Annotated in this window: 24 protein-coding genes; 14 read left to right on the top strand and 10 right to left on the bottom strand. The window is 65.7% G+C overall.

What is annotated here, in order from left to right:
- Positions 1 to 63: 63 nt before the first annotated feature.
- Entirely contained in the window at positions 64 to 840 is a 777-nt protein-coding gene (locus GB880_RS10060; protein ID WP_154492754.1) for a GNAT family N-acetyltransferase, read from the top strand.
- Here GB880_RS10060 and GB880_RS10055 read toward each other — a convergent pair.
- The 6 genes from GB880_RS10055 to alr all read right to left on the bottom strand — a co-directional run bounded on the left by GB880_RS10055 (position 837) and on the right by alr (position 5,989).
- The gene (locus tag GB880_RS10055; protein WP_263467106.1) at positions 837 to 1,763 is read right to left on the bottom strand and encodes a hemolysin family protein; all 927 of its coding nucleotides are present in this window, start codon (positions 1,761 to 1,763) and stop codon (positions 837 to 839) included. The genes GB880_RS10060 and GB880_RS10055 overlap by 4 nt on opposite strands.
- On the bottom strand, positions 1,760 to 2,272 hold the full coding sequence (ybeY, locus tag GB880_RS10050; RefSeq protein WP_195840774.1) for an rRNA maturation RNase YbeY: 513 nt from the start codon (positions 2,270 to 2,272) through the stop codon (positions 1,760 to 1,762). Before ybeY ends, GB880_RS10055 begins: the two co-directional genes overlap by 4 nt.
- On the bottom strand, positions 2,265 to 3,362 hold the full coding sequence (locus GB880_RS10045; protein WP_154492752.1) for a PhoH family protein: 1,098 nt from the start codon (positions 3,360 to 3,362) through the stop codon (positions 2,265 to 2,267). The genes ybeY and GB880_RS10045 overlap by 8 nt, the downstream gene beginning before the upstream one ends.
- Positions 3,363 to 3,480: 118 nt before the next feature.
- A complete protein-coding gene (locus GB880_RS10040; RefSeq protein ID WP_154492750.1) occupies positions 3,481 to 4,215 on the bottom strand; it encodes an ABC transporter ATP-binding protein in 735 nt (244 codons plus the stop codon).
- On the bottom strand, positions 4,215 to 4,973 hold the full coding sequence (locus GB880_RS10035) for an MlaE family ABC transporter permease (protein WP_263467104.1): 759 nt from the start codon (positions 4,971 to 4,973) through the stop codon (positions 4,215 to 4,217). The genes GB880_RS10040 and GB880_RS10035 overlap by 1 nt, the downstream gene beginning before the upstream one ends.
- A complete protein-coding gene (gene alr, locus GB880_RS10030; RefSeq protein ID WP_154492748.1) occupies positions 4,970 to 5,989 on the bottom strand; it encodes an alanine racemase in 1,020 nt (339 codons plus the stop codon). Before alr ends, GB880_RS10035 begins: the two co-directional genes overlap by 4 nt.
- A 157-nt stretch (positions 5,990 to 6,146) precedes the next feature.
- Here alr and GB880_RS10025 point away from each other — a divergent pair, with 157 nt between their 5' ends.
- From GB880_RS10025 to GB880_RS09995, 7 genes are all read left to right on the top strand, one after another.
- Entirely contained in the window at positions 6,147 to 7,679 is a 1,533-nt protein-coding gene (locus GB880_RS10025; RefSeq protein WP_154492746.1) for an acyl-CoA carboxylase subunit beta, read from the top strand.
- Positions 7,680 to 7,700: 21 nt separating this feature from the next.
- Positions 7,701 to 8,330 carry a DUF6497 family protein gene (locus GB880_RS10020; RefSeq protein ID WP_154492744.1) on the top strand — a complete coding sequence of 210 codons (630 nt, stop codon included), beginning with the start codon at positions 7,701 to 7,703 and terminating at the stop codon, positions 8,328 to 8,330.
- 178 nt (positions 8,331 to 8,508) lie between these two features.
- Positions 8,509 to 8,634: a hypothetical protein gene (locus GB880_RS10015; protein WP_256376869.1), complete on the top strand. Its 126-nt coding sequence runs from the start codon at positions 8,509 to 8,511 to the stop codon at positions 8,632 to 8,634.
- Positions 8,635 to 8,724: 90 nt separating this feature from the next.
- Entirely contained in the window at positions 8,725 to 9,156 is a 432-nt protein-coding gene (locus GB880_RS10010; RefSeq protein ID WP_154492742.1) for a hypothetical protein, read from the top strand.
- Positions 9,157 to 9,292: 136 nt separating this feature from the next.
- A complete protein-coding gene (locus GB880_RS10005; RefSeq protein WP_154492740.1) occupies positions 9,293 to 9,538 on the top strand; it encodes a hypothetical protein in 246 nt (81 codons plus the stop codon).
- Positions 9,539 to 9,601: 63 nt separating this feature from the next.
- Positions 9,602 to 9,832 (top strand): hypothetical protein, encoded by a 231-nt coding sequence (locus GB880_RS10000; protein WP_154492738.1) that lies wholly within the window; start codon positions 9,602 to 9,604, stop codon positions 9,830 to 9,832.
- Between the two features lie 96 nt (positions 9,833 to 9,928).
- On the top strand, positions 9,929 to 11,986 hold the full coding sequence (locus GB880_RS09995; RefSeq protein WP_154492736.1) for an acetyl-CoA carboxylase biotin carboxylase subunit: 2,058 nt from the start codon (positions 9,929 to 9,931) through the stop codon (positions 11,984 to 11,986).
- Between the two features lie 78 nt (positions 11,987 to 12,064).
- Here GB880_RS09995 and GB880_RS09990 read toward each other — a convergent pair whose 3' ends face one another.
- Positions 12,065 to 12,589, bottom strand: a complete 525-nt coding sequence (locus tag GB880_RS09990) for a DUF4174 domain-containing protein (protein ID WP_154492734.1) — start codon at positions 12,587 to 12,589, stop codon at positions 12,065 to 12,067.
- Between the two features lie 57 nt (positions 12,590 to 12,646).
- On the opposite strand from GB880_RS09990, the gene scpA reads away from it, so the two are divergent.
- From scpA to GB880_RS09970, 4 genes are all read left to right on the top strand, one after another.
- Entirely contained in the window at positions 12,647 to 14,791 is a 2,145-nt protein-coding gene (gene scpA, locus GB880_RS09985) for a methylmalonyl-CoA mutase (protein ID WP_154492733.1), read from the top strand.
- 64 nt (positions 14,792 to 14,855) lie between these two features.
- Positions 14,856 to 15,341, top strand: coding sequence for a GNAT family N-acetyltransferase (locus GB880_RS09980; RefSeq protein WP_154492731.1), 486 nt, complete (start codon positions 14,856 to 14,858; stop codon positions 15,339 to 15,341).
- A 63-nt stretch (positions 15,342 to 15,404) separates the two neighbouring features.
- Positions 15,405 to 15,944: a hypothetical protein gene (locus GB880_RS09975; RefSeq protein ID WP_154492729.1), complete on the top strand. Its 540-nt coding sequence runs from the start codon at positions 15,405 to 15,407 to the stop codon at positions 15,942 to 15,944.
- Between the two features lie 65 nt (positions 15,945 to 16,009).
- Positions 16,010 to 17,329 (top strand): homoserine dehydrogenase, encoded by a 1,320-nt coding sequence (locus tag GB880_RS09970; protein ID WP_154492727.1) that lies wholly within the window; start codon positions 16,010 to 16,012, stop codon positions 17,327 to 17,329.
- A gap of 194 nt (positions 17,330 to 17,523) precedes the next feature.
- Here the strand turns inward: GB880_RS09970 and GB880_RS09965 are convergent, their stop codons facing one another.
- Together GB880_RS09965 and GB880_RS09960 are read right to left on the bottom strand one after the other, a co-directional pair.
- Positions 17,524 to 18,168 carry a GntR family transcriptional regulator gene (locus GB880_RS09965; RefSeq protein ID WP_154492725.1) on the bottom strand — a complete coding sequence of 215 codons (645 nt, stop codon included), beginning with the start codon at positions 18,166 to 18,168 and terminating at the stop codon, positions 17,524 to 17,526.
- A 39-nt stretch (positions 18,169 to 18,207) separates the two neighbouring features.
- Positions 18,208 to 18,891 (bottom strand): M48 family metallopeptidase, encoded by a 684-nt coding sequence (locus GB880_RS09960; RefSeq protein ID WP_263467379.1) that lies wholly within the window; start codon positions 18,889 to 18,891, stop codon positions 18,208 to 18,210.
- Positions 18,892 to 19,038: 147 nt separating this feature from the next.
- On the opposite strand from GB880_RS09960, the gene GB880_RS09955 reads away from it, so the two are divergent.
- Positions 19,039 to 19,362, top strand: coding sequence for an FYDLN acid domain-containing protein (locus GB880_RS09955; protein WP_154493864.1), 324 nt, complete (start codon positions 19,039 to 19,041; stop codon positions 19,360 to 19,362).
- 73 nt (positions 19,363 to 19,435) lie between these two features.
- Positions 19,436 to 19,909 (top strand): NUDIX hydrolase, encoded by a 474-nt coding sequence (locus tag GB880_RS09950; protein ID WP_154493865.1) that lies wholly within the window; start codon positions 19,436 to 19,438, stop codon positions 19,907 to 19,909.
- On the opposite strand, the gene GB880_RS09945 is transcribed toward GB880_RS09950, so the two are convergent.
- Positions 19,895 to 20,569 carry a TenA family protein gene (locus tag GB880_RS09945; protein WP_229774416.1) on the bottom strand — a complete coding sequence of 225 codons (675 nt, stop codon included), beginning with the start codon at positions 20,567 to 20,569 and terminating at the stop codon, positions 19,895 to 19,897. The two genes, GB880_RS09950 and GB880_RS09945, sit on opposite strands and share 15 nt — an antisense overlap.
- Positions 20,570 to 20,574 lie beyond the last annotated feature (5 nt).

The following is a 20,574-nucleotide window of genomic DNA, read 5'->3' as shown; positions in this document are numbered from 1 at the left end:
AGCAATGGACGCAGGGTTATCGCTGCCAGTCAAATCCGACCATCCCTTGCGCAGGAACAACCGATGCCCCCTTCTCGACGTCCCGCCAGCCACGCGCCGCCGAATGAGGTCCGAGCCGCTCCGATCGAACCACCCCTGGTTGCGCTTGAGGGTCGGCTGATCTGCAACAGCGTGGATCAGGCAGCGCTTGCCTCGGAACTGTTGGCCGAGCATGTTCCCCTGTCCCGAGCCGAGCCCGGCAATTTGCGTTTCGACCTGTGGCAGCAAAGCGATCCGCTGGTCTGGCATCTGTCGGAACTCTATGCCGATGACGCCGCCTTTCAGGCCCACCGCCAACGACTGCGCGCAAGTCGATGGGGCCGCGAAAGTCATGGCATCCAGCGCGATTTCATCCGTAGCACGCCCTTGCCCATGATCCGTTCACCACAAGCGCGAGATGCGGCCGGCATAGAACGCCTGCTCGGCCGCAACCCGTCCAGGACGACAAGCAGCGCCGCTGCCCCTGCACATGGGCCGGCGGCACATGCGCTGCTGGTCGAGGCGGCCGGGGTCATCATCGCCTTTCTGATGATGACGCATCAGCGCACCCCCGCCCCGGCGCTGGTTGTGGCGGCGCTGTGCGTGCATGCGGCGCTGCGCGGGCGCGGGTTGGGCACCGCGCTGCTGCGTGCGGCATTGCAGGACGTGCAGGGGCACACGGTCCTTGCCTCGGGGCCACGGCGCTGGCTCGAACGCATGGGATTTAGCCACACTGCTCCGCGCGAACATGCCGGGCAGGCGATGATGATGAACCTGCCGGAGCATCGGCATCAGCTCAGACCCGCCCCGCGTTCGGGCTAACCCGCTTCGTCGCCAGAGGGCGCGGGCTGGGGCACGATCATGCGCAGCCGGTGAACACGATGAGGGTCGGCCTCAAGGATCTCGAATACCGCGCCGCTTTCGTGCTGGACGACCTCGCCGCGTTGCGGAACCCGTCCGGTCAGCATGAACACAAGCCCCCCCAGAGTGTCGATCTCGTCCTCGTCCTCGGGCGATAGCAGGCGCACGCCCGTTTCCTCCTCGACATCCTCCAGCGGGGTGCGCGCCTGGATCAGCCAGCGGCCGGGCGCCTCAAGCACGAACAACCCGGCCTCGATCTCGTCGTGTTCATCCTCGATTTCGCCGATGACCTGTTCGATCAGATCCTCGATGGTGACCAACCCGTCAACCCCGCCGTATTCGTCGATCACCATGGCCATGTGAATACGCTTTTGCTGCATCTGTTGCAGCAGCACGCCGATGGACATCGATGGGGGCACATACAGAAGGGGACGCAACATCGGGCGCAGGGCAAAGGGGACTGGAGGTTCGGCGCCGAAACCATATTTCAAGGCCAGATCCTTGAGATGGATCATCCCCAGAGGTGTGTCCAGCGAACCCCGATACACCGGGATCCGTGAAAATCCGTGTTCGCGGAACATCTCGACCAGTTCAGGCAGGCTGGCGGTGACCGGCGCCGCCACCACCTCGGCCCTGGGCACAGCCACGTCATCCACACGCATGCGCCGAAGGTTGAGGATATCGGGCCTGTCTGTGCCGCCGGCACTGCCGCGCGCAACAGTGCTGGCGGGCTCGGTTTCAGGTTCGCCGCCCGAAAGCGCCCCCAGAAGCCGCCCCAGAAGCCCCCGCGTCGCAGGCTGTTCACGCCCATCGCCACTGCTGCCATCCGGCCAGGATGCCGGGTCAGCGGATACGGGCGTGTCGGGACTTCGGTCGTTTGTCATCGGTCAGGTTCCAGATAAGGGTCGGGGATGCCAAGCTTGCCAAGAATGGAACGCTCGGCATCCTCCATTGTTTCCGCGTCCATGTCATCAATATGGTCATAGCCCGCCAGATGCAGCATGGCATGAACCAGAAGATGGGTGGCATGGTCGGCAAAAGGCTTGTTCTGCGCTTGCGCCTCGCGCGCGCAGGTGTCGAAGGAAATGGCGATATCGCCCAGTTCCTCGTCGGGGGGCGGTTCGGGATGGGCGCCCGGGTCGCGGGGCTCGAATTCCGATGCCGGCCAGCTCAGCACATTGGTCGGCGTGGGCTTGCCCCGAAACTCGGCATTCAACGCCGCGATGCGCGTGTCGTCGCAGCCCATCACCACGATCTGGAATCGCTCCAGATCCAGCCATTCGCCGACGGCACGCGCAGCACGCTCGGCCATTTCCGGCAGGCCGGCGTCCTCCCAGCGGTCATCCTCGATCACGATGTCGACGATTTCGTCACTAGGCATGTCCTCAAGCATCGCCCTGCCCCCGCATCAGCGGCCGCGGCTCGCGACGCGCAAGGCGCTGGCCGCGGTCGTCCGGCGGTTCGCCCCGCGCCAGGGCCGCCTCGGCCTCGGCATCGTAAGCTTCGATGATACGGGCCACCAGAGGGTGACGCACCACATCCTTGGCGGTGAAATAGCTGAAGCTGATGCCCTTGATGTCCTTGAGGATGCGCTCGGCATCCACCAGGCCGGAATGAACTCCGCGCGGCAGGTCGATCTGGGTGCGGTCGCCGGTGATGACCATGCGCGAGCCCTCGCCCAGGCGGGTCAGGAACATCTTCATCTGCATGGTGGTGGCGTTCTGCGCCTCGTCCAGGACGACGAAGGCGTTGGCCAGGGTGCGGCCGCGCATGAAGGCCAGGGGCGCGATCTCGATGCGCTTTTCCTCCATCAGCTTCTGCATCTGCTTCGAGGGCAGGAAATCGTTCAGCGCGTCGTAAAGCGGCTGCATGTAGGGATCGACCTTTTCCTTCATGTCGCCGGGCAGAAAGCCCAGACGCTCGCCCGCCTCGACGGCGGGGCGCGACAGGATGATCTTGTCCACATGGCCGCCGATCAGCATGGTGACGCCGACCGCGACCGCCAGATAGGTCTTGCCCGTGCCGGCCGGGCCGATGCCAAAGGCCAGTTCGTTGGCAAACAGGTTGCGCACGTAGTCCTTTTGCGCGTCGGTGCGCGGCTCGACCGTTTTCTTGCGGGTGCGCAGCTCGATCGGGCCGGTCTGGAACATCTCGAGCTGCTCGGCGGGGCTGGGGCTTTCCGTCACGGGATCGATGCCCATGCGCAGGGCGGCATCCACCTCGGCCATTTCGACCGGCCGGCCCTGTTCCAGCCGGGCATAAAGCGCGCGCAGAACCTGCGCGGCCTCGGCCTGAGCATCCGGATTGCCGACGATCGACAACAGGTTGCCGCGGCGCAGGATATGCACCTTCAGCGCCTCTTCGATCCGGGCCAGATAGCGGTCGTGCGGTCCGCACAGGTCGATCAGCAGCCGGTTGTCGTGAAACTCGAGCAGGGTTTCAGCACTGTTTGCGGTCGCAGGTTGCGTCGGGTTCAGACCCAAATTTCTCTCCGCTATCGGATTCTTGCTTACCCATGGTTGCAACTGCACGGGATTCGCACAAGGGGGCTGGGTCGGGGCCATGGAAATTGGCCATGCTTCGTGGCACGGCGGAAATATCCTATCCTGGCGCCCGGGCCATGGGCCGGGCACGACCAGCGACGAAATCGGCCAGATAATCGTCCTGCGCGGTCGCCATCGCGGCCAGATCGCCTTGCCAGCGCAGCCGCCCCTGATCCAGCAGCGCCACGCGGTCGGCGATGGTGCGCACCGAGCTCATGTCATGGGTGATGGTGATGGCGGTGGCGCCGGTTTCGTCGACGATGCCGCGAATCATGTCGTTGATGGTGGCGGCCCGGATCGGGTCCAGCCCGGTGGTCGGCTCGTCGAAAAAGATCACCCGCGGATCGGCGGCGATGGCCCGGGCAAGACCCGCACGTTTGCGCATGCCACCCGACAGGGCGGCGGGATAAAGATCGGCGACCTCGGGGCCAAGACCCACGCGCGCCAGCTTTTCGATGGCCAGCGCGCGCGCCTGCGCCCGCGGCATCGTCCGCAGCAGCCGAAAGGCCACATTTCGCCAGACCGGCAGACTGTCGAACAGCGCCGCGTTCTGGAACAGCATGCCAAAGCCCGCCATGAAACGGTCGCGCTGTTCGGCCAGCGGCCGACCCTGCCACAGGATCTGGCCGGCGTCGGGCTGCTCCAGCCCCAGGATACAGCGCAGCAGCACCGATTTGCCGGTGCCGGATCCCCCGATCACCACCAGGCTTTCGCCCTCGGCCAGGTCCAGATCGACACCATCGAGCACCCGCTTGTCCCCAAAGGACTTGCACAGGCCGCGCACCGCCAGCATCAGAAGAACAGCCCCGTCAGCACGAAATTCGCCGCCAGGATCGCGACAGAAGCAGCCACCACGGCGTTGGTTGTGGCCCGCCCGACCCCGGCCGCGCCGCCGCTGGCCGTCATGCCGCACCAGCAGCCGCTAAGCGTCACGATCAGGCCAAAGACAGCGGCCTTCAGCAGCCCCGACACCACATCCCAGCTTTCCAGAAAGGCCCAGCTGTTGCGCAGATAGGTGGCCGAGTTGAAGCCCAGCGTCTGAACCCCGATCAGCCAGCCGCCCATGATGCCGATGATGTCGCCCACCCCGACCAGCACCGGCAGGCATAGCACTCCTGCCCACAGCCGGGGCGAGACCAGCCAGGCCACGGGATCGGTGGACAGCGTGACCAGCGCGTCGATCTGTTCGGTAACGCGCATGGTGCCCAGCTCGGCGGCAATGGCCGCGGCGACACGTGCGGCCACCATCAGCCCGCCCAGCACCGGCCCCAGTTCCCGTGCCATGCCGATGGCGACGATGGCGGGGACCACGTCGCCCGCCTGGAACCTTTCGCCCCCCGAATGGATCTGCAGCGCCAGCGCCGCGCCGGTGAACAGCGCGGTCAACCCGACCACCGGCAGGGACAGCCAGCCCACATGCAGGATCTGCCGGCCCAGTTCACCGGGGTGCCGGCCAACCCGGCCCAACCCCTGCAAGGCAAAGATCGTGATGCGGCCGATGGCCCGGATCAGCCCGATGCTGATCCGGCCTGTCATGCGGATGGGGTTCACAGATAGGTCCGCGGATAGCGCCGCCCCAGCGAGGTCAGGATCTCGTAGCCGATGGTGCCGGCATGGGCGGCCAGCGCATCGACGCCCTGCAGGTCGTTGAGGATTTCCAGCGCATCGGGAACAAAGGGCAGATCGGTCACATCTGCGGTAATCAGATCCATCGAGATCCGCCCCACCACGGGCACCGGGCTTTCCCCGGCCCACAGCCTCAGCCCGCCATCGCGCATCAACCCGCGCGCCAGCCCGTCGGCATATCCCGCCGCCACCGTGGCGATGCGCGACGGCCGCCGGGCGGTCCAGCTATAGCCATAGCCGACCGATTCGCCGGGCTTCACCTCGCGCGTCTGGATGACAGGCAGCGACAGTTTCACCACCGGTTTCGCCTCGGCAAAGGGCAGGCCGCCATAAAGGCCGATGCCCGGCCGGATCAGGTCGAAATGATAATCCGCGCCCAGCAGGATGCCACCCGTGGCCGCCAGCGACCGCGGCACGCCGGTGCCGTCGGTCATGTCGCGAAACACCTGCAATTGCTGGGCATTTGCCGGGTGGTCGGGTTCGTCAGCGCAGGCCATATGCGACATGATCAGCTGCGGGCCCGCCGCCAGCGCCTCGGCGCGGATCGCGGCCCATTCGCCCGGTTCCAGCCCCAGCCGGTTCATGCCACTGTCCAGTTGCAGGCCAAAGGCCCCGCGCGGCCGCAGGGCACGGTCGCGAAAGAACTGCTCGGGGCTGTTCAGCAGCGGGATCAGCCCGGCCAGTTCTGCCCCCTCCATATGCCCGGACAGCACAAAGATGCGCGCATCCTCGGGCAGGACCGGGCGGATCGCCTGCCCCTCGGCGGCCAGCGCGACAAAGAAATCGCGCGCGCCGGCCTGATACAGCGCCTGCACGACGCGCACCGCGCCCAGGCCATAGGCATCAGCCTTGACCACGGCGGCCGCGCGCGCCCCCGGCGCCATCTGCGCCAGGGATTTCCAGTTGGCCACCAGGGCCGGAATATCGATAATCAGTGCCATGTCAGCGGCATGGAGCCTGCACCCGTTTTCGTCAAGTCATTTAACTGTTTTGCTATTTGCACCGCGATATTGCAACATAGTTTGCAAATTTTCGCAATTCTGCTTCCGGCCTCATCCGCCAGCGCCTATGCTGACCAAAATCCAAGGGAGAGGGCTGATGAAGGACATCCTCGGCGAACTGGAATCGCGCCGCCGCGACGCGCGGCTGGGCGGCGGTCAGCGGCGCATCGACGCGCAACACGCCCGTGGCAAGCTGACGGCGCGCGAACGCCTGGAACTGCTGCTGGACGAAGGTTCGTTCGAGGAATTCGACATGTTCGTCCGCCACCGCTCCACCGATTTCGGGATGGAGCAGGATCGTCCCTATGGCGACGGCGTGGTCACCGGCTGGGGCACGATCAATGGCCGCATGGTCTATGTCTTTTCGCAGGACTTCACGGTCTTTGGCGGTTCGCTGTCCGAAACCCACGCGCAAAAGATCTGCAAGATCATGGATATGGCGATGCAGAACGGTGCGCCGGTCATCGGGCTGAACGATTCCGGCGGCGCCCGCATCCAGGAAGGCGTCGCCAGCCTGGCCGGCTATGCCGACGTGTTTCAGCGCAATGTCATGGCCTCGGGGGTGATTCCACAGATTTCGGTCATCATGGGCCCCTGCGCCGGCGGTGCGGTGTATTCGCCGGCGATGACCGACTTCATCTTCATGGTCAAGGACACGTCCTACATGTTCGTGACCGGCCCGGACGTTGTGAAAACCGTCACCAACGAGGTGGTCACCGCCGAACAGCTGGGCGGCGCCTCGACCCACACGCGGAAATCCTCGGTCGCGGACGGCGCGTTTGAAAACGATGTCGAGGCCATGTCCGAAATCCGCCGCCTGGTCGATTTCCTGCCGCTCAACAATCGCGAAAAGGCGCCGACGCGGCCGTTCTTTGACGATCCAGCCCGGATCGAACCCAGCCTGGACACGCTGATCCCCGACAACCCCAATCAGCCCTATGACATGAAAGAGCTGATCCTGAAGGTTGCCGACGAAGGCGATTTCTATGAGATCCAGAAGGATTTCGCCGCCAATATCATCACCGGCTTCATCCGCATCGAGGGCCAGACCGTCGGCGTGGTTGCCAACCAGCCCATGGTTCTGGCCGGCTGCCTTGATATCGACAGTTCGCGCAAGGCCGCGCGTTTCGTGCGCTTTTGCGATGCCTTTGAAATTCCGATCCTGACATTCGTGGACGTGCCCGGTTTCCTGCCCGGCACCAGCCAGGAATATGGCGGTGTCATCAAGCACGGCGCCAAGCTGCTGTTCGCCTATGGCGAGGCGACGGTGCCCAAGGTCACGGTCATCACCCGCAAGGCCTATGGCGGGGCCTATGACGTCATGTCCTCGAAACACCTGCGGGGCGATTTCAACTATGCCTGGCCATCGGCGGAAATCGCGGTGATGGGCGCCAAGGGCGCGGTCGAAATCCTGTATCGCAGCGAGCTGGACGATCCCGACAAGATCGCCGCCCGGACCCGCGATTACGAGGACAGGTTCGCCAATCCCTTTGTCGCCGCCGAAAAAGGCTTCATCGACGAGGTCATCATGCCGCATTCCACTCGCAGGCGGGTGGCGCGCGCCTTTGCAAGCCTGCGCGGCAAAAGGCTGAGCAACCCCTGGAAGAAACACGACAACATTCCCCTGTAGGCAGCAACTGCGGACGAAGCGATGGCGCATATTGCCGGGGCTGGCCCGATCATGATTGCGATGACGCTGACATCGGCCCCGCTGTTGGCGCAGGACGCGGTGCGGGTGACGCTGCCGTCGGGGTCGGAAGTGATCTGGCAGGAAACCCGGCAGGACAATGCCGGGGGTGCCGGACTGACCTATCGCTTTCGGTTCGTGATGCCCGATCTGGCAAAACGCACCTCCGCAGCCGGTGACACCGCATTGCCCGATGCGCCCGATGATCGCGGTCCGATCGACATCGATACCGAGACGGCCGAAGTCAGCGGGGATGGCGCGGACACCGAAGGAGAGGCCCTTGCATTGCCATCGCAGGACGTGGCGATCCCGGACGGCCAGGACGAAGCCCTGTTCGACGATCCTGCCACATCCGATCCGCTTGATAACACCCAGGCGGGTGAAGTCGACCCCATCCACGATGACATACTCTGGTTGTGCCAGAACTGGGTCTTGCCGCGCATCCCCAACACCGGCCCACGCCCGCGCGAGATTGTCATCAGCCTGGCCAGCCGTCCGGTGCCCTTCGGCAGCTACGACCCCGACACCCTGCAGCTGTTCGAGGTCTTTCGCTTGCCGCCCGACAAGGACCGCTGCGAATGGGAGCCGTGGTGATGTCCAGGCCTGCCCGAGTGCTTCATGATGCAAGCGTGCCACAACCTGCACCCCGTGGCGCGGGCCGCTTTCGGCCTTGGGCGCTGATGTCTATCATCCCGGCGCGGCCGCCATGCGCGGTCGAATCTCAACCGAGCAGTCGGGACTTTCGCGTCCCGCTTTACAGGAGCACGACACAATGTCGAAAAAGCTTGCACTGGTCCTGGTCGTCGTCGGTCTGGCGGCCGCTTGCGCCAAGAAGGAACCGACCGTCACCCCCGTTCAGCCCGAACCGGTGTTTCAGGGCAAATACGGCGCCAACTAAGCCATTCGCCGCGCGCGGGCTGCACGGCGGCCCGCGCCATCCGCGCAAGGTCGGCCCCCTGCCCGCAACGGCCAAGTCAAGGGGCATGACATGCTGAAGCATCGCGGCTTTCCCGGCCGCCTTCCCGGAACAGATTTCCAGTTCACCATACGCCGCGCCAACAAGAAGGGCGCAACGCCGCTGATCCGGCGCGAGCGTTTTCGCGACCGCAAGCCGGCCGACCGCCGCGCCGACACGGCATTCCTGGCGGCCTTGATCGCCCATTTCGGCGAAGAGCCCTTTGCCCGCGGCAATCTGGACGCCGGCCGGCTGTCCTGGCTGCTGGGACGCGAGGTGGTGGCGGTGGGCAAGCTGGATCCGACCGATTATGACCAGCTGCTGCGCGTCGACATGAAGCGCGCCGAGGCAGGTTTTCCCGAACTTTTCGCCGCCGAGCCGCCCAGTTTCGACTGGGAGGATGACTGGGATGACGACGAGGATTGGCAAGACGACAGCGATGCCGACGGGGGCGAAAGTCGATGATATTCATGGGCGGAATGCCGCGTAAGGCGGGTTTTTCACACCGTTGTCAGTTTTCCATGCCTGACGGGCGTGCAATATTGCGCCCACATCTATCAGCAACGGCCCTGCCAAGGGGCCCTAATACAGGCCAAGAAGCATGCAACATTCCGTCCTCATCCGTCTTTCTGCCGCCGCGCTGGTCGTGGCCGGCCTTTCTGCCTGTGAACAGGGCTACGGCGGTGGCATGGGCATCTCGCCCGATGCGCAGCGCGCAGCGGGTGGCGCCCTGGCCGGCGCAGCCGTCGCCAAGATCATCGATGGCGACGTGGCGACCGGTGCGCTCATCGGCGCGGCCGGTGGCGCGCTGTGCGACGACGCTGGCGTCTGTCAGCAGCGTTACTGATCCTTTCAACCGGACGCGCGGCGCCCGTCAGGGCGCCGCCGTCTGCACTTTGGAGACAGGAAAATGTCCAAGAAAATCATACTGGTTCTGGGTCTTGGCCTGGTCGGCCTGGCCGGCTGCACCCAGAACATCAACCCGACCGACATGGATCGGGGCCTCATCGGCGCGGGTGTCGGCGCCACCATCGCGCATGTCGGCGGACACAATGTCGCCAAGGGCGCGGCAATCGGCGCTGCGGCCGGTGCGCTGTGCGACGACGTGCGGCTGTGCCAGCCGAACCGTCCGCGTTACTGATCCCCGCGCTCTGACGCGACACCTTTTTGCGAACCGTCCCGGCGTCCTGCCGGGGCGGTTTTTTCATGTCCGGCACCTGCCCCAAGGAAAAAGACCATGTTCAAGAAAATCCTGATCGCCAACCGGGGCGAGATCGCCTGCCGTGTCATCAAGACCGCACGCAAGATGGGGATTCGGACGGTTGCCGTCTATTCCGACGCCGACCGCAATGCCCTGCATGTGAAGATGGCCGATGAGGCCGTGCACATCGGCCCGCCCCCGGCCAGTCAATCCTATATCGTGATCGACAAGATCATGCAGGCCATCCGCCAGACCGGCGCCGAGGCTGTGCATCCCGGCTATGGCTTTCTGTCCGAAAACATGAAATTCGCCGAGGCGCTGGAAAAGGAAGGCGTGGTGTTTATCGGCCCGCCCTCTCCCGCGATCGAGGCGATGGGCGACAAGATCACCTCGAAGAAGATCGCGCAAGAGGCCGGGGTCAGCACGGTGCCGGGCTACATGGGCCTGATCGCCGATGCCGACGAGGCGGTGCGGATTTCCGACCAGATCGGCTATCCGGTGATGATCAAGGCCAGCGCCGGCGGCGGCGGCAAGGGCATGCGCATCGCCTGGAACGAACAAGAGGCGCGCGAAGGCTTTGAAAGCTCGCGCAACGAGGCCGCCAGCAGCTTTGGCGACGACCGCATCTTCATCGAGAAATTCGTCACCCAGCCCCGGCACATCGAAATCCAGGTGCTGGCCGACAAGCACGGCAATTGCGTCTACCTGCACGAACGTGAATGCTCGATCCAGCGGCGCAACCAGAAGGTGATCGAGGAGGCCCCCTCGCCGTTCCTGGATGCGGCGACGCGCAAGGCCATGGGCGAACAGGCCTGCGCGCTGGCGCGTGCGGTCGGCTATACCAGCGCCGGCACAGTCGAGTTCATCGTCGATGCCGACAAGAATTTCTATTTCCTCGAAATGAACACCCGGCTGCAGGTTGAACATCCGGTGACCGAACTGATTACCGGCGTCGATCTGGTCGAACAGATGATCCGCGTCGCCGCGGGCGAGCCGCTGCCCTTTGCCCAGCAGGATCTGACCATCAACGGTTGGGCCATCGAAAGCCGGCTTTACGCCGAGGATCCCTATCGCAACTTCCTGCCGTCGATCGGGCGGCTGACCCGATATCGTCCGCCGGCGGAAACCGCTGCCGGGCCGCTGCTGGCCGCCGATCGCTGGGTGCCCGCGCATCCGGGCGACACCCCGCCCGAGGCCGAGTGCGGCGTGCGCAACGATACCGGCGTCTATGAAGGTGGCGAGATCAGCATGTTCTATGACCCGATGATCGCCAAGCTGTGCACCTGGGGGCCGACGCGCGATCAGGCGATCCAGCAGATGCGGCTGGCGCTGGACGAGTTCGAGGTCGAGGGCATCGGCCATAACCTGCCCTTCCTGTCGGCGGTGATGGATCACCCGAAATTCGTCTCGGGCGAGATTTCGACGGCCTTCATCGCCCAGGAATATCCCGAAGGCTTCACCGGCGCGACGCTGCCGCAATCGGAGCTGCTGCGAATTGCGGCGGCTGCGGCGGCCATGCATCGGGTTGCCGAAATCCGGCGCTGCCGGATCACCGGGCGGCTGGACAACCACGAACGCCACGTGGGTGAACACTGGGTGGTGACCATCTCGGGGCAAGAGTTTCCAGTGCGGATAACGGCCGACCGTCAGGGTTCGACCGTCGAGGTGGCAGACAGCCGGTTGCGCGTCGAAAGCGACTGGCGACCCGGACAATCGCTGGCGCGGCTGACCGTCGATGGCGCGCCCCTGGTGATGAAGGTCGGCCGCCTGCCTTCGGGCTTCCGGCTGCGGGTGCGCGGCGCCGATCTGCAAACCTATGTGCGCCGCCCGCGCGCCGCAGAACTGGCGCGGCTGATGCCCGAGAAGCTTCCGCCGGACACGTCGCGCTTCCTGCTGTGCCCGATGCCGGGCCTTGTGGTGCGCATCAACGTCGGCCCTGGCGACGAGGTGCAGGAAGGCCAGGCCCTGGCAACCGTCGAGGCAATGAAGATGGAAAACATCCTGCGTGCCGAGCGCAAGGCGGTGGTGAAATCGGTCAATGCCCAGCCCGGCGACAGCCTCAAGGTTGATGACGTCATCATCGAATTTGAATGACGCGATGACAGCCCAGGTCTGCATATCCGATTGCGCAGCGCGCGGGACCGGCCAGTCTGGCCGGCCGGCGCCACGCGGTCATGGCAGGCCGGCGCGACCGATTTCCTGCAGGCGCAGGGGAAACTTGTCGATGGCGCGGCTGATTTCACGCACCGACCAGGGCACCGGCTTGCGCTGCTTGACCTGTCCATCCTTGTCCATCAGCACCAGCGAAAAGCCTTCGGGGCGCAGCTGCTGGCGCCAGATGCTGTTGGCCGCCGGATCGACATCGGTGATGACGACCACGTCGCGCGTCAACAGCGGCGCCGGGTCGCGCTGCAGGGCCGCGAGCTGTTCGACAAAGGCAGGATCGGCCGCGGTCTGGGCAAAGATCACCACCGGCCGCGCCTGCCACAGGAAGTCGGCCGGGGTTGCCTCGGACGCGGACAACACGCGCAGTTCGGCCGCAGCCGGCCCCGATATTGGGGCCGCGCCCTCGCTTCGGGCTGCGGGCACCTCGCCGCGCACATACGGGCGCGTGCCCGAAGCCTCGCCCGCCGGCCGCTCGCCCATTGCCGCCACCAGCGGCACCACCATCAGGAAAATCAACCGTTTCAGTTTCATCGCCCACCTTGTCTTATCTTCATATAGGGTTCGGGTGGCCGTGGGAAAGGATGCAAGATGAGCGAAAGCAGCAAAGCCAGCATTGAGGAATGGCGCAAACTCGCCAGCAAGGAATTGCGCGGCGCCGATCCCGCGACGCTGAACTGGCACACGCTGGAAGGCATCGAGGTCAAGCCGCTGTATACCGAGGAGGATATCCGCGATCTGCCGCATCTGGGCAGCCTGCCGGGAATCGAACCATTTACCCGCGGCCCGCGTGCCACGATGTATGCCGGCCGCCCCTGGACCATCCGCCAATATGCCGGCTTTTCCACGGCCGAGGAATCGAACGCCTTCTACCGCAAGGCGCTGGCCGCCGGTCAGCAGGGGGTGTCGGTGGCCTTCGACCTGGCGACCCATCGCGGCTATGACAGCGACCATCCCCGCGTCGAAGGCGACGTGGGCAAGGCAGGCGTCGCCATCGACAGCGTCGAGGACATGAAGATCCTGTTCGACGGCATCCCGCTGGACAAGGTCAGCGTGTCGATGACGATGAACGGCGCGGTCATTCCGATCCTGGCCAATTTCATCGTCACCGGCGAGGAACAGGGCCATTCGCGCGCGGTGTTGTCGGGAACCATCCAGAACGACATCCTCAAGGAGTTCATGGTTCGCAACACCTATATCTATCCGCCCGAGCCCTCGATGAGGATCATCGCGGACATCATCGAATACACCTCGAAAGAGATGCCGCGATTCAACTCGATCTCGATCTCGGGCTATCACATGCAAGAGGCCGGGGCGAACCTGGTGCAGGAACTGGCCTATACCCTCGCCGATGGCCGCGAATATGTCCGCGCGGCGCTGAAGGCGGGGATGAATGTCGACGATTTCGCCGGGCGGCTGTCGTTCTTTTTCGCCATCGGCATGAATTTCTTTATGGAAGTGGCCAAGCTGCGCGCGGCCCGGCTGCTGTGGACCCGGATCATGAAGGAGTTCCAGCCCCAGAAAAGCGCCAGCCTGATGCTGCGCACGCATTGCCAGACCTCGGGCGTGTCGTTGCAGGAACAAGATCCCTACAACAACGTCGTGCGCACCGCCTATGAGGCGATGGCCGCGGCCCTGGGCGGCACGCAATCGCTGCACACCAATGCGCTGGACGAAGCCATCGCCCTGCCCACCGAATTCAGCGCCCGCATCGCGCGCAACACCCAGCTGATCCTGCAAGAGGAAACCGGCATCACCCATGTCGTCGATCCGCTGGCCGGCAGCTATTACGTCGAAAGCCTGACTGCCGAACTGGCCGAAAAGGCCTGGGCGCTGATCGAGGAAGTCGAGGCGATGGGCGGCATGACCAAGGCAGTCGCCTCGGGCATGCCCAAGCTCAGGATCGAGGAAACCGCCGCCCGCCGCCAGGCCCTGATCGATCGCGGCGAGGAAGTGATCGTCGGTGTGAACAAGTATCGTCTGGCCAAGGAAGATCCCATCGACTTTCTGGATATCGACAACGTGAAGGTGCGCGAGGCGCAGATCGCCCGGCTGAACGCCATGCGCGCCAGCCGCGACGAAGCCGCCTGCCAGGCGGCGCTGGACGAAATCAGCCGCCGCGCGCGCGAAGGCGGCAATCTGCTCGAGGCGGCGGTGGTGGCCGCCCGCGCCCGGGCCTCGGTGGGGGAAATCAGCATGGCGATGGAAAAGGAATTCGGCCGGCACCGGGCCGAGGTCAAGACGCTGGCCGGCGTCTATGGCGCCGCATACGAAGGTGATGACGAATTCGCCCAGATCCAGCGCGATGTCGAGAAATTCGCCGAGGACGAAGGCCGCCGGCCGCGGATGCTGGTGGTCAAGATGGGCCAGGACGGTCATGACCGCGGCGCCAAGGTCATTGCCACCGCCTTTGCCGACATCGGCTTCGACGTGGACGTGGGGCCGCTGTTCCAGACCCCAGAAGAGGCGGCGCAGGACGCCATCGACAATGACGTGCATGTGGTCGGCATCTCGTCGCAGGCGGCCGGACACAAGACGCTGGCCCCCAAGCTGATCGCCGCGCTGAAGGATCAGGGGGCCGAGGACATCATCGTGATCTGCGGCGGCGTCATCCCGCAGCAGGATTACGACTTCCTGAAGAAAGCCGGGGTCAAGGCGATCTTCGGCCCCGGAACCAACATTCCTTCGGCCGCGCGCGACATCCTGGCGCTGATCCGCGCCGCGCGCGCCGCCTGATCCCAGCCGCCGCCCCGACGCCGGCACCGGCACCGGGGCGGCCCCAGCTTGCAGGAATCGCCCGATGATCCGACCCGCCGCGCCCCGGGATATTCCCGCGATCATGGATTTCTGGAACCCGATGATCCGCGACAGCATCATCACCTTTTCCAGCCAGGAAAAGACGGCCGAGGGTCTGGCGCAGATGATGGCGGATCGTCGCCGGGCCGGGCGCGAGTTCCTAGTTGCGGAAACGGGCGGCGCGGTGGTGGGACTGGCAAGCTATGACCAGTTCCGCGCCGGCAACGGCTACGCCCATACGATGGAACATACCATCATCCTGTCCCCCGCCGCTCAGGGGCGCGGCCTGGGCCGCGCGCTGATGGTCGCGATCGAGGATCACGCCCGCGACGCCGGCGCCCATGGCATGATCGCCGGTGTTTCGGGCGAGAACGCCGCCGGCCTCGGCTTTCATCGGGCGCTGGGGTATCGTCAGGTCGGGCTGGTGCCGCAGGCCGGGCGCAAGTTCGGCCGCTGGCTGGACCTGGTGTTGCTGCACAAGCTGCTGTGAGCCGCGCTTGTCTGCCGCGGGGGGCTGTGAAACTGTGGCCGCGCATCCCATGGGGCTGACGGCATGACTCACGACAGGATCGGCGCGCCGCCGGAAACGCATTACACGCTGCCGGCCGATTTTGCGGCGGAACTGGGGCAATGCGTGGCCAGCTTTGGCTGGCTGGAGGAAATCATCAAGCGCACCATCTATGCGCTGGACCGCGCGCGGCTGGCCGACGACCTGACCGAACAGGAACTGCGCCACTGGTTGACCCATATCGGCGGCATTGCCGACGATTCCATGGGCACGCTGATCGACCAGCTCGACGCCGCCATGCGGCGCCATCCCGGGCTGCGCCAGCGCGACCGCATCACCGAACGGCTGGCGGCGGCGCGGCTGAAACGCAACCTGCTTTGTCATGCTTCATGGCGACCTACCGAGGATCGCGGCCGCTGGCACCCGGCCTTTGTCGATAATCGCGGCCAGGTCCATAAAGATGACATGTGGATTGATGATCTGCGGGCGATCCGGGCCGAAACCGTCGACCTTGGTCAGGAAGTCCTGCGCGTGATGCGTGCGACAGGTTTGCAAGGATATTGGGCCGGCGACGACGAGCCCTGAGCATGCGCGTTGCATGCCCCCGCGCCATCCGCTAACACCGCCCTGTCCCTAGATAAGAGTTAATCATGTCCGCCCCACATCCTGGGCAGCCCGCCTCCTCTCCCCTGCGTCTTGGCATCGCCGGCCTGGGCACCGTGGGGATCGGCACCGTCAAGATCATCCAGAAACACGCAGCCCTGATTGCCGCCCGTGCCGGCCGGCCGGTGACGATCACCGCCGTCAGCGCCCGCGACCGGCGCAAGAACCGCGACGCCGACCTGTCGGCCTATGCGTGGGAGGATGACGCCCGTGCGCTGGCCACGCGTGAGGATGTGGATGTCTTTGTCGAACTGATCGGCGGCGACGAGGGCATCGCGCGCGAGGCGGTGACCGCCGCGCTGCGCGCCGGCAAGGATGTGGTTACTGCAAACAAGGCCCTGCTGGCCGTGCACGGCCAGGAACTGGCCGAACTGGCCGAGGCGCAGGGCCGCGTGATCCGCTTCGAGGCGGCAGTGGCCGGCGGCATCCCGGTGATCAAGGCCATGACCGAATCCCTTGCCGGAAACGAGATCCGGCGGGTGATGGGGGTCATGAACGGCACCTGCAACTACATCCTGACCCGGATGGAAAGCGCCGGCCTGCCCTATGAGGCCGTCTTTGAAGAGGCCCGGCAGCTGGGCTATCTGGAGGCCGATCCGACGCTGGACGTGGGCGGCATCGACGCCAGCCACAAGCTGGCCTTGCTGGCGGCCATCGCCTTCGGCACCCGCCCCGCATTCGACGCCGTAGAAATCGAGGGGATCGAGCGCGTCAGCATCGACGACATCCGCCGCGCCGCCGACATGGGCTATCGCATCAAGCTGCTGGGGGTCGCGCAGATGACCGGCCGCGGGCTGGAACAGCGCATGTCGCCCTGCCTGGTGCCCGCCGACAGCCCGCTGGGGCAGTTGCAGGGCGGCACCAACATGGTGGTGATCGAAGGCGATTCCGTCGGTCAGATCGTTCTACGCGGTGCCGGTGCCGGCGAAGGCCCGACCGCCAGCGCCGTCATGTCCGACATCGTCGAGATCGCGCGCGGCGTGCGCATGCCCAGCTTTGGCCAGCCCGCGCGCAATCTGGCGCGGCCGCAGCCCGCCCGCACCGCCGTGCCCGCAGCCTATTACATCCGCCTGCAACTGACCGACAAGCCGGGCGCCCTGGCCAAGGTGGCCAGCGTCCTTGGGGACGCGGGCATCTCGATCGACCGGATGCGGCAATACGGCCATGCCGAAACCGCCGGCATCGCGCCGGTCCTGATCGTGACCCACAAGACCACGCCCGAGGCCATCGACCATGCCATCGAGGCCATGCCCCGCACCGGCGTCATCGCCGGCGAGCCGGTCGAACTGCGGATCGAGGAGGTCTGACCCTGTGACCAAATGATGCCGGCGCCTGCCCACAAGGCCCCTGCCGGCACATCCGACCGTATCACGGCGTCGCGGCCGGTGGCGGGTCGTCCTGTCGCCATCCGCCGCAGCCCGATCTGTCCGGCGCCTTGCAGAAAGGCTGTGCGCGGCACCCGGATGGCTGCCCACGCCCGGCTTGCGTCAGGCTTGCGGGCTCAGCTTGTCGAAAGGTGGCGCAACCCGTGGGTGACATCGGCGCGAACCGCCAGCCGCAACCCCGGCTCGTCTCCGGCACGCAGCGACGCCAGGATCATGCGGTGATGGCGGGGCGGCTCGTTGCGCTTGACCCGGCCATACAGGGCCCGCATCGTCGGGCCGAGTTGCAGCCACACGGTTTCGACGATGGCCAGCATCGCCGGTGCCTGGGCCCGCAGATAGAGCAAGCGGTGAAATTCCAGGTTGGTGCGGATATAGGTGACGGCGTCATGCGATTCGGCGGCCTCACCTATCGCAGCGTTCAACAGCGCCATCCGCTCGATCAGCGCCTGATGGGCGCGCGGCAAGGCGCGCGAGGCCAGTTCGGGCTCGATCAACCCACGCAGGGCGGCCAGTTCCTCGATCCGCTCGACCGACAGTTCGGGGGTGGCAATCCGGCCCGAGGACGACAGCGTCAGCGCGCCTTCCGCCACCAGCCGCCGCACGGCTTCGCGCGCGGGCGTCATCGAGACCCGGTGTTCGGCCGCCAGCCCGCGCAGGGTCAGCGGCAGGCCGGGCGGCAGTTCGCCCAGCATGATGCGCTGGCGCAGGCTGCGATAAAGCCGCTCATGCGCGGCGGTTTCCGAGGAACGCGAGGGACTCATGCCGTGTCTGTGATCACATCCGCAGTCAAGGTCAATGGTTCAGTCGCGGAACCGCCAGGTCAGCAGTTCGTGCCCGTGCCGGCGCAGCCACGCCCGCGGTTGCTCGAATCCGGGCAACAGCGCCGCCGTCGTCCGCCAGAAGGCATCCGAATGGTCCATGTGCCGCAGATGCGCCACCTCATGCGCGGCGACGTAATCCAGCACCTGGGGCGGTGCCATGACCAGACGCCAGGAAAACATCAGCCGCCCGTCATGGGTGCAACTGCCCCAGCGCGAGCGGGTGTCGCGCAGCGCCAGCGCCGTGAACTGCCGCCCCAGCACCGCCGCGTGCCGGTCGCAGGCGGCAGCCAGCCTGTCGCGCGCCAGGCCGCGCAGCCAGGTTTCGACCATGACCCCGGCCGGCCGATCCTGCGGCAGCAGCAGCGCGTCTGGGCGCAGTTGCAGACGCGCCTCGGCGGTCGGGGCGATGCGGCGCAACACCCCCTCGACCGGCAGCATCGCGCCCGGCACGATTCGCCGCAGCGCCGGCATTTCGGCGCGAATGCGCCGCAACCAATCGGCGCGCGACTCGGCAAAGGCGCGGCCATCCGACAGGCTGGTGCGGCTGGGCAAGGTCAGCACCACCTCGCCCCCGGCGCGGGTCACGCGCAGGGTCATTCGGCGCGCGCGGGCGGAACGCCGCAACAGCACCGGAATGTCGCCTCCGACCAGAAAACCGTCCATCTGCCCCATGTGCCTTGCTGGCTTTGCTTGTGCTGACCAGTTTCGCCTTCTCTGCCCCCCTGTCGCAAGGGGAAAAGCCTTTGACACCCCCGCTGCGCTATGGCAGGGGACAGCGGATTTGGCTGAAAGCGGCAGAAAGAGAACACCATGCCCAAAGAGGAATGGGGCACGAAACGCCTTTGCCCCCACTGCGCGACGCGCTTCTACGACCTGATGAACGATCCGATGACCTGCCCCGCCTGCGGCGCAGAGTTCACCGTCGAAAGCCTGACCAACGGCCGCACCCGCTCGCTGATCTCGGAAAAGACGGCGGCGCGCGACGATGACCAGGCCGATCTGGTCGATGACGACGATCTGGACGATGACGCCGATGCCGGCGATCTGGACGACGATCTGCTGGACGATGACGATGACGACGGCGATGTGTCGCTGGACGACATCGCCGATGTCCCCGACACCGACGACGAATAGCATCGCGTGATCGCCCCGGCCCGGCCCCTGCCCGGCCGGGGTTGTCATTCCGTCGTAAGTTTCGGGGGGCCGCATGACCATCAACGACCGCCATGCCAAGCGCGCCATCCTGCTGACGCCCGACGACCGGGTGCTGCTGATGCGCGTCGATTACGGCAACGGCTGCTGGTGGATCACCCCCGGCGGCGGCGCCGAAGCCGGCGAAAGCCCCGAACAGACGCTGCGCCGCGAACTGGCCGAGGAACTGGGCTATGCCCCTGCGACCATCGGCCCGCTGCTGTGGCGACGCCAGCACCTGCTGACGCTGTATCAACGGCGCTGGCGCCAGTGCGAGGATTATTTCCTGATCGAGACCGAGGCTTTCGACCCCAGGGTACAGAACGCGCCCGAGGCGCGCACGATCCGCGAATTCCGCTGGTGGACCCTGGCCGAGCTGCGCCACACCGGCGAACGGATCGTGCCCCCGGCCCTGTGCCGGATCGTGCGCGATTTCCGCAGCCAGGGCGCACCGCAAGGCCCGCTGGACATCGACCTAGCCGAGGACTGAGGCCGCCCCCGCATAGGCGTCGTCGAAAAAGGCGCGTTCGGCCCTGATGGCGCGGGCAAAGAACTCGCGCACCACCCGCGGCTGCTGCGCCCCCACCCGGTCAAGTTCGGCGCACAGAAATTGCACGAAATCGCGAAAGAACGGGTTGTCGTGCAGCATGATCCATTCGGCATGAACGAAATTCGCCGGCAAGGGGCGCGGGCTGCGCGATGCCCAGTCCAGATACAGCGCCTCGGCCACGACCAGGACGGTCAGGATGGCGGCATAGGATCGCGTCTGCGCCGCCTCGCGCATCAATGCCTGAAAGCTGCGGGTGGGGGCGCTGTCGGGAATCGCGCTCCGGCGTGCCTCGTCCATCCCCAATGCCATGAAAGCGCGCAGGAAATAGTCGTTCTCCTCGGCCGAGACCATGCCGGCAAAGCGACCGAATCGCAGGCGCGAATCAAAACTGTCGGCAGTCGCAATGGCTGCCCCCAGCAGGGTCAGAAACGCATCCAGAAAACGGTGATCCTGCACAAGGTAATAGGCCATCACCGAATCCGGGATGGTGCCGTTAGCCAGTTCCTCGACGAAACGATGTCCGGAAGCTGCCTGCCAATCGGCAGAAAAAGCGTGCTTCATTTCGGCAAAAAGGCCGTCTTCAATGGGCAGCGAGCTCAAGGCAT

Origin of the sequence: Paracoccus sp. SMMA_5_TC (assembly GCF_009696685.2) — a bacterium.
Taxonomy (GTDB): Bacteria; Pseudomonadota; Alphaproteobacteria; order Rhodobacterales; family Rhodobacteraceae; genus Paracoccus.
This window is presented reverse-complemented; position numbering and strand designations above follow the sequence as displayed.